General features: G+C 69.0%; 13 protein-coding genes and 1 riboswitch. Of the genes, 9 read left to right on the top strand and 4 right to left on the bottom strand.

The annotated features are described in order from the left end of the window. Positions 1-27 precede the first annotated feature (27 nt). Together cobU and AB7D48_RS01270 are read right to left on the bottom strand one after the other, a co-directional pair. The gene (gene cobU, locus AB7D48_RS01265) at positions 28-528 is read right to left on the bottom strand and encodes a bifunctional adenosylcobinamide kinase/adenosylcobinamide-phosphate guanylyltransferase (RefSeq protein ID WP_427975389.1); all 501 of its coding nucleotides are present in this window, start codon (positions 526-528) and stop codon (positions 28-30) included. Between the two features lie 63 nt (positions 529-591). Further along, positions 592-744, bottom strand: a complete 153-nt coding sequence (locus tag AB7D48_RS01270) for a DUF3309 domain-containing protein (protein WP_427975390.1) — start codon at positions 742-744, stop codon at positions 592-594. A 235-nt stretch (positions 745-979) separates the two neighbouring features. Here AB7D48_RS01270 and AB7D48_RS01275 point away from each other — a divergent pair, with 235 nt between their 5' ends. From AB7D48_RS01275 to bluB, 4 genes are read left to right on the top strand one after another with little or no spacing between them, the layout of a single operon-like run. Then, positions 980-1,576, top strand: a complete 597-nt coding sequence (locus AB7D48_RS01275; RefSeq protein WP_427975391.1) for a histidine phosphatase family protein — start codon at positions 980-982, stop codon at positions 1,574-1,576. Then, entirely contained in the window at positions 1,573-2,496 is a 924-nt protein-coding gene (gene cbiB, locus AB7D48_RS01280; protein ID WP_427975392.1) for an adenosylcobinamide-phosphate synthase CbiB, read from the top strand. Before AB7D48_RS01275 ends, cbiB begins: the two co-directional genes overlap by 4 nt. A 9-nt stretch (positions 2,497-2,505) precedes the next feature. After that, positions 2,506-3,477, top strand: a complete 972-nt coding sequence (gene cobD / locus AB7D48_RS01285; RefSeq protein WP_427975394.1) for a threonine-phosphate decarboxylase CobD — start codon at positions 2,506-2,508, stop codon at positions 3,475-3,477. Beyond that, a complete protein-coding gene (gene bluB / locus AB7D48_RS01290) occupies positions 3,474-4,100 on the top strand; it encodes a 5,6-dimethylbenzimidazole synthase (protein ID WP_427975395.1) in 627 nt (208 codons plus the stop codon). Before cobD ends, bluB begins: the two co-directional genes overlap by 4 nt. Positions 4,101-4,139: 39 nt before the next feature. Here bluB and AB7D48_RS01295 read toward each other — a convergent pair whose 3' ends face one another. Next, complete coding sequence (locus tag AB7D48_RS01295; RefSeq protein WP_427975396.1) at positions 4,140-5,597, bottom strand: cobyric acid synthase; 1,458 nt, start codon at positions 5,595-5,597, stop codon at positions 4,140-4,142. Then, complete coding sequence (gene cobO / locus AB7D48_RS01300) at positions 5,597-6,214, bottom strand: cob(I)yrinic acid a,c-diamide adenosyltransferase (protein WP_427975398.1); 618 nt, start codon at positions 6,212-6,214, stop codon at positions 5,597-5,599. The genes AB7D48_RS01295 and cobO overlap by 1 nt, the downstream gene beginning before the upstream one ends. Positions 6,215-6,251: 37 nt before the next feature. Beyond that, positions 6,252-6,454, top strand: a riboswitch (cobalamin riboswitch). Positions 6,455-6,551: 97 nt separating this feature from the next. On the opposite strand from cobO, the gene AB7D48_RS01305 reads away from it, so the two are divergent. Genes AB7D48_RS01305 through AB7D48_RS01325 form a run of 5 tightly spaced genes read left to right on the top strand, consistent with a single transcriptional unit; the run spans position 6,552 to position 12,915 of the window. Then, positions 6,552-6,914 (top strand): DUF1636 family protein, encoded by a 363-nt coding sequence (locus AB7D48_RS01305; protein WP_427975399.1) that lies wholly within the window; start codon positions 6,552-6,554, stop codon positions 6,912-6,914. After that, the gene (cobW, locus tag AB7D48_RS01310; RefSeq protein ID WP_427975400.1) at positions 6,911-7,921 is read left to right on the top strand and encodes a cobalamin biosynthesis protein CobW; all 1,011 of its coding nucleotides are present in this window, start codon (positions 6,911-6,913) and stop codon (positions 7,919-7,921) included. The genes AB7D48_RS01305 and cobW overlap by 4 nt, the downstream gene beginning before the upstream one ends. Before the next feature lies 1 nt (position 7,922). Continuing rightward, positions 7,923-11,171 carry a cobaltochelatase subunit CobN gene (gene cobN / locus AB7D48_RS01315; RefSeq protein WP_427975401.1) on the top strand — a complete coding sequence of 1,083 codons (3,249 nt, stop codon included), beginning with the start codon at positions 7,923-7,925 and terminating at the stop codon, positions 11,169-11,171. Further along, a complete protein-coding gene (cobG, locus tag AB7D48_RS01320) occupies positions 11,168-12,286 on the top strand; it encodes a precorrin-3B synthase (protein WP_427975402.1) in 1,119 nt (372 codons plus the stop codon). The genes cobN and cobG overlap by 4 nt, the downstream gene beginning before the upstream one ends. Next, positions 12,286-12,915, top strand: coding sequence for a precorrin-8X methylmutase (locus AB7D48_RS01325; RefSeq protein WP_427975403.1), 630 nt, complete (start codon positions 12,286-12,288; stop codon positions 12,913-12,915). The genes cobG and AB7D48_RS01325 overlap by 1 nt, the downstream gene beginning before the upstream one ends. Positions 12,916-12,917 lie beyond the last annotated feature (2 nt).

Here is a 12,917-nt window from a genome sequence, read left to right on the forward strand (position 1 = left end):
GAATGTAACAAAACATAATCATGACCGTTATTTCACCCGTAACGGATAACCGGAAACGATCAGTTGCACCTCCTCGGCCAGCCGCGCCACCTCCTGGTTCAGCCGCCCCGCCTCGTCCCGAAAATCCCGCGCCACCCGGTTTGCGGGCACGATTCCCATACCCACCTCGTTGGTGACGAAAATCACCGGCGCCGCCTGCACCCGCAGCACCGTGCATAAAAGCCGCGTCTCCGCCGCCACATCCCGCCCCGCGCCCATCAGATTGGCAAGCCAGAGGGTCAGGCAATCCACCAGGCGCGGCCCCGCCCCATCGCTGGCCGCCAACGCGCCCGCCAGATCCAGGGGGGCCTCGCTCTCCCGCCAGGGCGATCCGCGCCGGGCGCGGTGCGCGGCGATCCGCGCCGCCATTTCCTCATCCCCCGCCTCGGCGGTGGCGATGTAATGGGGCGGCCCGGGCAAGGCCAAGGCCCGGTTTTCGGCATAAAGGCTCTTGCCTGAGCGCGTGCCACCCGTGACGAGAATGATCATGGGCCGTCTCCAAACATCATTTGGCCGCGTTGCAAAGCCCGCCCGGGCCGGCGCGCCGGCCCTCTACAAAATCAGCAGCACCAGCACCACCAGCAACAGCAATCCCAGCCCGCCGCCATAATAAATACCGCCAGATCCCACGAACAGCCCGCCATGCAGGCCAAACCCGCCGCCCAACAGCAACAGAATGAGCAGAATAACCAGTAAAAGCCTCATCTCTTATCCTCCTGTCCCTTGGTGTCTCTCCAGGATCTGGGGAGATGAAGCCGCCCATGCCGGCGGCTTTCCGTCTCTTCATGAAATTCTCATCGCCCGCCCTTCAAAACCACGGCGCGGCTCAAGGCACGGGCCCGCGCGCTTCGCCGCCGGAGTCCAAAGCTTTGTCCGCGCCCACGCCTTTCAGCCCGGGCGGTTTCGGCCTAAGCCGGACAGGCGCTAGAACCCTGATCCCATGTCCTCGCCGCCCGTCCTCCGCCTGCTGCTCATCCGCCATGCGCGCGCCGTCAACCGCACCGACCTGGCCGGGCGGCTGGACGTTCCGGCGCAACCGCCACACGGCCCCTCCCTTGCCCATGCCCGCCAGCGTCTCGCCGCCCTCTGGCCAGACCCGCCGCGCCTTGTCACCAGCCCCGCCTTACGCTGCCGCCAGACCGCCAGCGCCTTGCTGCCGGGTATACCGGCACACGAGGATGCCCGGCTCTGGGAGCAGTATTTCGGCGCATGGGAAGGGCAGGCCACCGCCTCCTTGCCGGATCTCGGCCCGCTCAGCCGCGCCGCCCTCGCCGCGTACCGCCCGCCCGGCGGAGAAAATTTCCAGGATCTCGCCAGCCGCGCCACGCCCGCCCTGCGGGAAATCGCCACCCAGGGTCCAGCCATCATCGTCACCCATGCCGGGGTGATCCGCGCCGCGCTCGGGCTGCTGGGCTTGGGCGAGGCCGCTCTGGGCCTGGCCTTCGAGATTGCCCCCCTTTCCGCCACGCTGCTCACCGCCTCGGCGGGAGACGCATGGGCCATCGGCTTCGTCAACCTGCCCTTGGCGCCCCAATGATGTGGCACCCCGCCGCCATGGCGCTCGCCTTGGCGCTCGACGCCGCCATCGGCTGGCCGGACGGGCTGTTCCGCCGCATCAGCCACCCCGTCACCTGGTGCGGCGCCTTGATCTCGGGGCTGGAAACACGCTGGAACCAAGGCGGAACCGGGCGGCGGCGCCTGGCCGGGCTGGTGGCGGCCTTGCTGGTCATCCTGCTCAGCGCCGCCGTGGGGGCGCTCTTGCAGGCCCATGCCGGCCCATGGCTCACCGCCCTTCTGGCCTGGCCGCTGCTCGCCGCGCGCTCCCTGCACCAGCATGTCGCCGCCGTGGCCGGGCCCCTGGCGCGGGACGACCTGCCCGCCGCGCGCCGCGCCGTTTCCATGATCGTGGGCCGCGACCCGGACAAGCTGGACAGCCCCGCCATCGCCCGCGCCACGCTTGAGAGCCTGGCGGAAAACGCCTCCGATGGCATCATCGCCCCGCTTTTCTGGGGCGCGCTCTTCGGCCTGCCCGGCATCATGGCCTATAAGGCCATCAACACGCTGGATTCGATGCTGGGCCACCGCGTCCCGCGCTATCGCGCCTTCGGCTGGGCCAGCGCGCGCATCGACGATCTCGCCAATCTCATCCCCGCGCGCCTCACCGCCCTGCTCTTCGCCCTGGCGGCGCGGCACAAACAAGCGGCCCTGCGCACCGCCTGGCGGGACGCGCGGCATCACCGCTCCCCCAATGGCGGCTGGCCCGAGGCGGCCATGGCCGGGGCGATGGGGCTACGCTTGTCCGGTCCGCGCATTTACGGCAACGAGACCGCCAACGAACCATGGATCAACGCCCCGGGCCGCGACCCGGGGGCACAGGATATTATCGCGGGGCTGGGCCTGTACCGGCGGATGCTGCTGCTGGCCGCCGCCTGTCTGGCGCTCGCCGCCATTTTATAGAGGCTTGAGATGAAACGAGACCATGGCGGCGATCTGGACACGGCGATCCAGCAATATGGCGGCACGCATGCGGACTGGATCGACCTTTCCACCGGCATCAACCGCCAACCCTACCCCGTGCCCGCGATCACCCCGGCGGCCTGGACCGCCCTGCCCGCCGCCAGCGCCACCGCGAAGCTGGTCGCCACCGCCCGCACCGCCTACCGCACGCAAGGCGCGGTGCTGCCCCTGGCCGGGGCGCAGGCGGCCATCCAGTCCATCCCGCTGCTCTCCAAGCCCGGCCGGGCGAAGATCATGTCCCCCACTTATAACGAGCATGCCGCCGCCCTGCGCGCCCTGGGCTGGCAGGTGGAGGACGCCGCGACGGCGCAGGCAACCGCCGGAGCCGACCTCGCGGTTATCGTGAATCCGAATAACCCGGACGGGCGTTATCACGATCCCAAATCACTGCTGGCGCTGCTGCCCAAGGCCGGGCGGCTGGTGGTGGATGAAAGCTTCGCCGACCCGTACCCTGAACTCTCCCTGGCGCCGGAAGCAGGCCGCGAGGGGCTGGTGGTGCTGCGCTCCTTCGGCAAATTTTATGGGCTGGCGGGCATGCGGCTGGGTTTCGCCCTGGGATGCGACGCGGACATCGCCGCCCTCTCGCAAGTGGCTGGCCCCTGGCCGGTCTGCGGCCCGGCGCTGGAGATCGGCGCGGCGGCCCTGGCCGACACAGGCTGGGCACGGACCACCATTGCCCGGCTGATGAGCGAAATCGACCGGATGGACCGGATGGCCGGGCTGGCGGGCTGGCGGGTTGCCGGCGGCACCTGCCTGTTCCGGCTCTACGACACGCCCAACGCCGAAGCCGCGCGGGCAAAGCTGGCGACGCGCCATATCTGGTCGCGGATCTTTCCTTATTCCGACCGCTGGGTCCGGCTTGGCATGCCGGGCACCGAGGCCGAATGGGCACGGCTGGGCGCGGCACTTCTGGAGGCATGATGGAATTCAACGCGGAACAGGCCAGGATCCTGGCCGAGATCATGCTTTGGCGGCGGGATGTGCGGCATTTCCTGACCGACCCGGTGCCCGAGGCGGTGCTGGACAGGCTGCGCCTGGCGATGGACCACGCCCCTTCCGTCGGCAATGCCCGGCCCTGGCGGGTGATCCGCGTGGAAAGCCCCGCCTTGCGCGGCGCCGTGCGGGCGGAGTTCACGCGCTGCAACCAGGAGGCCGCCGCCAGCTATGAGGGCGAGCAGGCGGGCGCCTATGCCAAGCTGAAACTGGCCGGGCTGGACGCCGCCCCCGTGCAGCTGGCGGTGTTCACCGAGACCGACCCGGAGGCCGGGCACCGCCTCGGCCGCGCCACCATGGAGCTGACGCTACAGCAATCCACCGCCATGGCGATCTTCGCGCTCTGGCTGGCGGCGCGGGCGGAGAATCTGGGGCTGGGGGCGGTCTCGATTCTGGAGCCTGCCGTGATCGAGCGGCTGTTCGGCGTGCCCGCCCATTGGGAGTTTTCCGCCTATCTCTGCATCGGCAAGCCCGCCTTCACCGACGACACGCCGCTGCTGCACCGCGCGGCGTGGCAGCGGAATGAAGAAACGGTGTGGGAGCGTCGATGAGGGTTCGCTGTTTTCAGCAACCAGCCATCCCAAAACCCCCTATGGGCTGAGGGCCAGCACCCCCTCCACATCCAGATGCGCCTCCAGATGCGCGGCCAGCCCATCCAGCGCCGCCTCGATCGCCGCGCCATGAGAGCCCGGCGCCACGGAAGCCCCGAGCATGGCCAGGAAGGCGGCGCGGAACGCATCCTCATGAAACAGCCCGTGCAGATAGCTGCCCATCACCAGCCCATCCTCCGAGACGGCACCATCGGGCCGGGAACCGACCATGGCGAAGGGGCGGGATGCGTCCGCCCCCTGGCTCTGGCCGAGATGAATTTCATAGCCCGAGACCTTCAGAGCGCTTTGGATATGGACAGCCCGCACCAGGCCAAGCTGCTTCTGGCGGTCCATGCGGGTGGAAATATCCAGCAGCCCCAGCCCCGCCATGGCGCCGGGCGGGCCTTCCAACCCCTCAGGGTCGGCAACCTCCCGCCCCAGCATCTGATAACCGCCGCAAATGCCCAGAATGCGCCCGCCGCGCCGGCGATGGGCCAGCAGGTCAATGTCCCACCCCTGGGCGCGCAGAAAAGCCAGGTCGGCGCGTGTGGATTTGCTGCCGGGAATGATCGCCAAGGCCGCATCGCCGGGAAGGGGCTGGCCGGGCTCGACCAGCACCAAATCCACGCCCGGCTCGGCCCGCAGCGGGTCGAGATCGTCGAAATTGGCGATGCGGGAGAGGACGAGGCAGGCGATTTTCACCCCGCCCCGCCCCGCCGCCACCGGGCGGGCGCGGCGGAGATCCTGCGCGTCTTCCCCGGGCAGGCGGGCGGCATCGGCGAAGTGGGGCAACACGCCGAAACCGCGCCAGCCGGTGCGGGACTGGATGAAGCCATAGCCCTCATCGAACAAACGCGGATCGCCCCGGAATTTATTGACGATGAAGCCTCGCACCAGGGCGGCGTCCTGGGGCGCCAGCACGGCCTGGGTGCCGACGATCTGGGCGATGACGCCGCCCCTGTCGATGTCCCCCACCAGCACCACCGGCACGTTGGCGGCCTGGGCAAAGCCCATATTGGCGATGTCGCCCGCGCGGAGATTGACCTCCGCCGGGCTGCCCGCCCCTTCGACGATGACGAGATCGTGCGCGGCGCCGAGGCGCTGGAAGCTGTCCAGCACCGGGGCCAGGAGCCTGGGTTTATAGGCGGCGTAGTCGCGGGCTTGCAGCGTGGCGAGGCGCTGACCGCGCACGACGATCTGCGAGCCTGAGTCGCTTTGCGGCTTCAGCAGCACCGGGTTCATGTCCGTGACCGGGGGCAGGCCGCAAGCCAGGGCCTGCAAGGCCTGGGCCCGACCGATCTCACCGCCATCGGCCGTGACGGCGGCGTTGTTGGACATGTTTTGCGGCTTGAAGGGCGCCACGTTCAACCCGCGCCGCAGCGCCGCCCGGCAGAGCCCCGCCACCAGCAGGGATTTGCCGACATTCGAGCCCGTGCCTTGCAGCATCAAGGCGCGCATCAGAATTCCACGCCGGGCTGGGCCTTGATGCCATCCCGGAACGGGTGCTTCACGGCGGTCATTTCGGTCACGAGGTCGGCGGCCTCGATCAATGCCGGTTTCGCGTTGCGCCCGGTGAGCACCACATGGGTCGAAGGCGGTTTTTCGGTCAGGAGAAACGCCACCACCTCATCCACATCCAGATATTCGTAACGCAGGGCGATGTTGATTTCGTCCAGCAGGACCATGCGGATGGCGGGGTCACGGATCAGCTCTTTCGCTTTCTTCCATCCGGCCTGGGCGGCGGCGATGTCGCGGGCTTTGTCCTGCGTTTCCCAGGTGAAGCCCTCGCCCATGGCGTGAAACTGGCACAGCGTGGCGAAATGGGTGGTGAGGAGGCGGCGCTCGCCCGTGTCCCACGCGCCCTTGATGAACTGCACCACGGCGCAGGGCATCTGGTGGGCGATGCAGCGCAGGACCATGCCGAATCCGGCGGAGGACTTGCCCTTGCCCGGCCCGGTATGGACGATGACGAGCCCTTTTTCGCCGGTCTTGCCCATCATGATTTTGTCCCGCGCGGCCTTGATGCGGGCCATTTTCTCGGCGTGGCGGGTCGCGTCGTCAGGGGAAATGGTCATGGCGGCTCTCCTTGACTCTGCCCGGCACATGCGGCCTTGTGCGGCAGACCGTGCTGGTGCCTGGCTTATGTCAGGCCAAAAGGGAATGCGATAGGGGCCCACCCTGAATCGCAGCCGCCCCCGCGACCGTGACCGGAGAGGTTGCCCGATGCCACTGGCGAAAGCCGGGAAGGTGGGCGCCGAAGGGCTTCACCGCCCCTATCCGCAAGCCGGGAGACCTGCCAGGACGGACCATTGATCGAGCGGACGGGGTGTGCCGCTACGGGGCCTTTGCGCGCGCTTGGCGCGTGTTTCCCGTTTCGCGCGCCCGCGCCGCATAGAGGAGTGCGAGGGTTGAATGGGTGCCACGCTGCATGTCTGCATCACCTGCCGGGCCGGATTGAAGCCGGCCGAGGGAGCCCCCTGCGCCGGGGCACGGGTGCATGAGGCGATCAACGCCCTTGCCGTGCCGGAAGGCGTGACGGTGAAGCCGGTGGAATGTCTTTCCGCCTGCAAGAACGGGCCGAGCATCGCGCTCACCGGCCCGGGGCGCTGGTCTTATATTTACGGGCCGGTCGGCGAGGACGATGCCGCCGTGATTCTGGAAGGGGCCGCCGCCTATGCCGGAACGTCCGATGGCATTGTGCCCTGGCGGGAGCGCCCCGCCCTTTTCCGCAAAAACGTGATTGCCCGTTTGCCAGCCATGGAAGCCAATTCATGACCGACCTCGCGAAAATTCCCGTCACCATCGTCACCGGTTTTCTCGGCGCGGGAAAGACGACGCTGATCCGGCATTTGCTGGCCAACCCCGGCGGCAAACGCCTGGCGGTGCTGGTGAATGAATTCGGCACCATGGGCGTGGATGGCGAGATCTTGCGTGGCTGCGCGGATGAGAATTGCCCGGAGGAGGCCATTCTGGAGCTGGCGAATGGCTGCATCTGCTGCACGGTGGCCGATGAGTTCATTCCCACCATGGAAAAGCTGCTCGCCATGGACAAGAAGCCGGATCATATCCTCATCGAGACCTCGGGCCTGGCTTTGCCCAAACCTCTGCTGAAGGCGTTCGACTGGCCGGCCATCCGCTCGCGCGTGACGGTGGATGGCGTGGTGGCGATGGCGGATGCGGAGACCGTTTCCGCCGGGCAGTTCGCGCCCGAGCAAGGGCGCAACGGCAATGAGCATGACACGCCGCTCTCGGAAGTGTTTGGGGATCAGATGGCCTGCGCGGATCTGATTTTGCTCTCCAAGGCGGATCTGGCCGGGGCGGAGAAGCTGGCCAGGGCGCGAGAGGTGGTGGCCAAGGCGCTGCCGCGGCCGGTGCCGATGCTGCCGATTGCCGATGGGGTGATCGAGGCGCGGATTCTGCTGGGGCTGGAGGCGGCGGCGGAAGACGATGTGGAGGCGCGGCCCTCCCACCATGATGGGCAGGCCGCGCATGAGCATGATGATTTCGCCACCATCGTGATCGACCTGCCCGAGCGGGAAAGCGCGGCGCCGTTGCTGGCGGCGATTGAAAAGCTGGGGCGCGAACAGAGGATTTTGCGGGTGAAGGGGCATGTGGCGATTGCCGGCAAGCCGATGCGGCTGCTGGTGCAGGCGGTGGGGGCACGGGTGCGCAGCCAGTTCGACAAGCCTTGGGGGGCCGAACCGCGCGCCTCGCGTCTGGTGGTGATCGCCGAGCGGCATGACCTGAACGCCAAGACAATCCGGGCGGCGCTGGGCGGGTAGAATGCATATCGTCTTCCGGGAAAACCATGGGCTGGAAGAGGCGGAGACCCCGCACGATCTCCGCCAGGACCCGGCGGAGATCGTGGTGCTGTCTTTCTCGGACAGCGATTTGGGGGCGTTCGCCGCCGCCTGGCGGGGGGCGAAGGCGCGGGGGTTAAGGCTGCCCAGTCTGCGGCTGGCGAATTTGGCGCTGCTGCGCCACCCGGTTTCGGTGGATGTCTATGCCGAGAAGACGCTGAGCGGCGCCAAGGCCGTGCTGGTGCGGTTGATCGGCGGGGAAGGCTACTGGGCCTATGGGCTGGATAGCTTGCGGGACCTGGCCAGGCGCAACGGGCTGAGGCTGGCGGTGCTGCCGGGCGATGGACGGCCGGATGCGGTGCTGGATGGCTATTCCAACCTCGCGCCGGAGCGGCTGGGTGAACTGGCCCGGCTTTGCGAGGCGGGCGGACCGGAGGCGGCCTTGGCCGCGCTGGCGCATCTGGCGCGCGAGATCGGACAAGAGGTCGGCGCCGGGGCGGTCACGAAGCTCCCGGATTGCGGGATGTACGAGCCTGAAACCGGCCCTGCGGCGGCGCGCGGCATGGCAGGCGCGCCGCGCGTGCCCGTGATGTTTTACCGTTCCTATCTGGCGGCGGGAGATATGGAGCCGGTGGATGCCCTGATCGCCGCCCTGCGACAGGAAGGGTTCGACGCGTACGGGCTGTTCGTGCCATCCTTGAAACTGCCGGAGGCGGCGGCTTTCGTGGCGGCGCATTTGCGCGGCCAGCCGCCGGCGGCGATCGTGAACACGACGGCGTTTTCCGCCGCGGGGGACGATGGGACAACGCCGCTGGACGGGCCGGGCGCGCCGGTGTTTCAGGTGGCGTTTTCAACCGCGCGGCGGGAGGATTGGGCGGCCTCGGACCGCGGGCTCTCACCAGCGGATCTGGCGATGCATGTGGCGCTGCCGGAAATCGACGGGCGAATTTTCCTGGGCGTGGTCAGTTTCAAATCCACCGGCATCCGCGATGAGGATCTGCAATTCGCCCGGGCCACGCACCGCGCCGAACCGGAGCGGGTGGAGGCGGTGGCGAGGAAGATTGCCGCCTGGGTGAAGCTGGCTGAAACGCCCAGGGCGGCGCGGCGGCTGGCGATGGTGCTGTCCACCTATCCCGGCAGGCCAGACCAGATGGCCCACGCGGTGGGGCTGGATGCGCTGCAAAGCGCCAATGAAATTCTTGGTTTTCTGCAACAATCCGGGTACGCGACGGCACCCGTTGAACATCTGGCCTGGCGCTTGAAGGCTGACGAGGCCGGCTGGCCGGTGGCGGCCTATTTGGCGGCGTTGCGGCATTTACCACAAACCTTGCGAAACGACCTGGAAAAATCATGGGGCGCGCCGGAGATGGATGCCGCCGCATGGGACGGCATGTTTCATTTTTCCGTCGTGCATGCAGGCAATCTCACGATCGCCCTGCAACCGGAGCGCGGCGCGCGGCAGGGGCGCGAGGCGCGCTATCACGATCTTTCCGCCGTGCCGTGCCATGGCTATGTGGCGTTTTATCTCTGGCTGCGGGCACAAGGGATGGATGCGCTGCTGCATCTCGGCGCGCACGGCACGCTGGAATGGCTGCCGGGAAAGAGTGTGGCGCTCCGCGAAACCTGCTGGCCGGAGGCGCTGATTGGCGATCTGCCGGTGATCTACCCCTTCATCGTGAACGACCCCGGTGAGGCGGCGCAGGCGAAGCGGCGGATCGGCGCGGCGACGATCGGGCATTTGCCACCGCCCTTGGCCCCGGCCGCGATGCCGGAGCCTCTGCAAAGGCTGGAGGCTTTGCTGGATGAATATGCCACCGCCGAGGGGCTGGACCCGAAACGACGGGAGCGGCTGATCACCGATATTCGCGAGGAAGCCCGCGCCCGCGGGGTGGAACGGGAGCTGGAGCTGGCGGCGGATGCCACGCTGGCGGAGGCGGTCACGCGGATCGACCGGTTTGTGTGCGATTTGAAGGAAAGCCGGTTTGGGGACGGGCTGCATGTGTTCGGCACCGGCGCTTGCGGCGCGGCGGAACGCGCCGGGCTGCTGGCGGCCCTGGAGGGCGCGCGGGTGGCACCCGGGCCCTCCGGCTCACCCGCGCGGGGGCGGACGGATGTGCTCCCCACCGGGCGGAACATGTTCGCCGTGGATCCGCGCGCCATTCCCACCCGCGCGGCGCATGCGCAAGGCGTGAAGCTGGCGGAGGAGCTTCTGCGCCGGCATTTGCAGGAGAACGGGGACTGGCCGAAGCGTTTACTGATCGACCTCTGGGGCTCGGCCACCATGCGCAATGCGGGCGAGGAGTTTGCCATGGCGCTGCATCTGGCCGGGCTGGCGCCGCGCTGGGAGGAGGGGAGCAGCCGGGTCTCGGGCTTTGAGATTTTGCCGCCCGCCTTGCTGGGACGCCCGCGCATCGATGTGACGCTGCGGATTTCCGGACTGTTCCGGGATGTGTTTTCGCATCTGGCGCAGCTCTTCGCGGCGGGTGCCGAGGCGCTGGCGGCGCGCGAGGAGATGGCGGGGGAGAACCCGTATGTCATGCGCGGGCCGCGCGTGTTCGGCCCGCGCCCGGGGCAATATGGGCTGGCGATGGGAGACGCGCCGGCGATCTTTACCGAAGCGGCGCGGGCCCAGGCGGCACGGGCCTGGCTGGCGGGGGCGGAATGGGCCATCGGCGCGGATGGCGTGTCACGCGCGACATCCGAGGCGCTGAGGGAGAGGCTGCGAGGCACGGATGGGTTCGTGCATGTGCAGGACCTGCCGGAGACGGATTTGCTGCTGGCGGCGGATTATGCGGCGCATGAGGGCGGGATTGTCGCGGCGCTGGACTCGCTGGGGGTGAGCGCGCCGCCGCTCTACCATCTGGACGCCACGAACCCGCGAGCGCCGCGCGCCAGGATGCTGACGGAAGAAATCGCCAAGGTGGTGCGGGCCAGGGCGGCGAATCCGGCCTGGGTGGGCGGCATGATGCGCCATGGCTTCCGGGGCGGGGCGGAGCTGGCGGCCACGCTGGACCATATGGCGGCCTTCGCCAATCTGGCCCGGGCGGTGCCGGGGCATTTGTTCGAGCTGTATTTCGAGGCGACGCTGGGGCGCGACGAGGTGGCGGCGTTTCTGGCGGCGGAAAACCCGGCGGCGCTGGCCAGGATGCGGGATGTGTTTGCCCGGCTGCGCGCCTCGGGGCTGTGGGAGACGCGCAATAACGCCATCATCGCCAGGCTGGAGGCGCCATGACCGTGAAAGGCTGGTGCCCGGGCGCGTGGCGGCCCATGCGGGCGGAAGATGGGCTGATCCTGCGCATCCGCCCGCCCGGGGGGCGGTTGAACGCGGACCAGGCCTTGGGGCTGGCGGCGCTGGCGCGGGCCCATGGGCTGGCGCGGTTCAGCCTGACCTCGCGCGCGAATTTGCAACTGCGCGGCGTGGCGCTGGAACAGCATGCGCCGCTGCTGGACGGGCTGGCCGCGCTGGAATTGCTGGACGCGGATGAACGGCGCGAGCGCGCGCGGAATATAATCGTCACGCCCTTCTGGCGGGCGGGGGAGGGCACGCTGGAACTGGCCGGGGCGCTGGCGGACGCGTTGCCGGAGTTTCCGCCCCTGCCTGGAAAGTTCGGTTTTGCCGTCGATACCGGAGCGCGGCCCGTGCTGGGGGAGGTTTCCGCCGATATCAGGCTGGAACGCGATGCGGCGGGGCGGCTGCTGGTCCGGGCGGATGGCGCGGCGGCGGGCGAGATCGTGACGGAGGCGAGCGCCATTCCGGCCCTGCTGCGGCTGGCGCGCTGGTTTCTGGAGAGCGGCGGCGCGCCGGGCGGGCGCGGGCGGATGCGCGGGCACCTGGCCGCCGGGCACGGGCCACCCAGGGCGCAGGCGGCACCGGCCGAAGCGGCGGCGCCGGCTGTGCCGGGGCGTTGTGAAGGGGGAATGCTGGTGGGCTTCGCCTTCGGGGAGATGGATGGGAAGGCGCTGGCCAGGCTGGCGGAAATGGCGCCGGAGATCCGGCTGACACCCTGGCGGGCGGTGTTTCTGCCGGGCATGGAAACGCCGCCGGAAATGGCCGGGGCGATTCTGGACCCGGACGACCCGATGCGCCGGGTGTTCGCCTGCACGGGCGCGCCGCGTTGCGCCCAGGCCCATGCGCCGGTGCGGGGCTTGGCGGCGGGCCTGGCGGCGCATCTGCCCGCCGGGGCCAGCCTGCATGTATCCGGCTGCGGAAAAGGCTGCGCGCACCCGGCCCCCGCCGATTTCACGCTGGTGGCCGGGAGGGACGGCTTCACCCTGAACGGTGCCTCGACGGGACTTGACCCGGCGGAGCTGCTCCGCCACCCCGGCGAAATATTTGGAACCAAGTGATGCCGCATATCTATGAGACCGATGGCGCCGCCATCTACCGCCAGTCCTTCGCCACCATTCGGGCGGAGGCGGATCTGGCCCGTTTCACGCCGAACGAGGAAGGCGTGGTGGTGCGGATGATTCACGCGCTGGGGCTGGTGGGGCTGGAGGCGCATGTGCGCTTCACCCCCGGCATGGTGGACCAGGCACGCGCCGCCCTGGCGGAGGGGGCGCCAATTCTCTGCGATGCGCGGATGGTGAGCGAGGGCATTACCCGCCCGCGTTTGCCCGCCGCCAACCGCATCATCTGCACGCTGCACGAGGACTGCGTGCCGGAACTGGCGAAGCGGCGGGGCACCACGCGCAGCGCGGCGGCGCTGGAGCTGTGGCGGGCGCATCTAGGCGGGGCGGTGGTGGCCATCGGCAATGCGCCGACGGCTCTGTTTCATCTGCTGAATATGCTGGAAGACCCCGCCTGCCCGCGCCCGGCGGCGATTATCGGCTGCCCGGTGGGGTTTGTGGGGGCGGCTGAGTCCAAGGCGGCGTTGATGGCGGCTCCACCCTGCCCCGCCTTGGCGGTGGCGGGGCGGCTCGGCGGCTCGGCGGTGACGGTGGCGGCGGTGAATGCCATCGCCAGTGCGGCGGAATGAGC

The sequence above is a fragment of the Acidocella sp. genome (assembly GCF_050253495.1).
GTDB lineage: Bacteria > Pseudomonadota > Alphaproteobacteria > Acetobacterales > Acetobacteraceae > Acidocella.

Coding starts and splice junctions, on each gene's coding strand:
- cobO (WP_427975398.1), bottom strand. CDS start 6,214: ATGACCATTTCCCCTGACGACGCGACCCGCCACGCCGAGAAAATGGCC.
- cobW (WP_427975400.1), top strand. CDS start 6,911: ATGACCGACCTCGCGAAAATTCCCGTCACCATCGTCACCGGTTTTCTC.
- cobU (WP_427975389.1), bottom strand. CDS start 528: ATGATCATTCTCGTCACGGGTGGCACGCGCTCAGGCAAGAGCCTTTAT.
- AB7D48_RS01305 (WP_427975399.1), top strand. CDS start 6,552: ATGGGTGCCACGCTGCATGTCTGCATCACCTGCCGGGCCGGATTGAAG.
- bluB (WP_427975395.1), top strand. CDS start 3,474: ATGATGGAATTCAACGCGGAACAGGCCAGGATCCTGGCCGAGATCATG.
- cbiB (WP_427975392.1), top strand. CDS start 1,573: ATGATGTGGCACCCCGCCGCCATGGCGCTCGCCTTGGCGCTCGACGCC.
- AB7D48_RS01275 (WP_427975391.1), top strand. CDS start 980: ATGTCCTCGCCGCCCGTCCTCCGCCTGCTGCTCATCCGCCATGCGCGC.
- cobD (WP_427975394.1), top strand. CDS start 2,506: ATGAAACGAGACCATGGCGGCGATCTGGACACGGCGATCCAGCAATAT.
- cobG (WP_427975402.1), top strand. CDS start 11,168: ATGACCGTGAAAGGCTGGTGCCCGGGCGCGTGGCGGCCCATGCGGGCG.
- AB7D48_RS01325 (WP_427975403.1), top strand. CDS start 12,286: ATGCCGCATATCTATGAGACCGATGGCGCCGCCATCTACCGCCAGTCC.
- AB7D48_RS01270 (WP_427975390.1), bottom strand. CDS start 744: ATGAGGCTTTTACTGGTTATTCTGCTCATTCTGTTGCTGTTGGGCGGC.
- cobN (WP_427975401.1), top strand. CDS start 7,923: ATGCATATCGTCTTCCGGGAAAACCATGGGCTGGAAGAGGCGGAGACC.
- AB7D48_RS01295 (WP_427975396.1), bottom strand. CDS start 5,597: ATGCGCGCCTTGATGCTGCAAGGCACGGGCTCGAATGTCGGCAAATCC.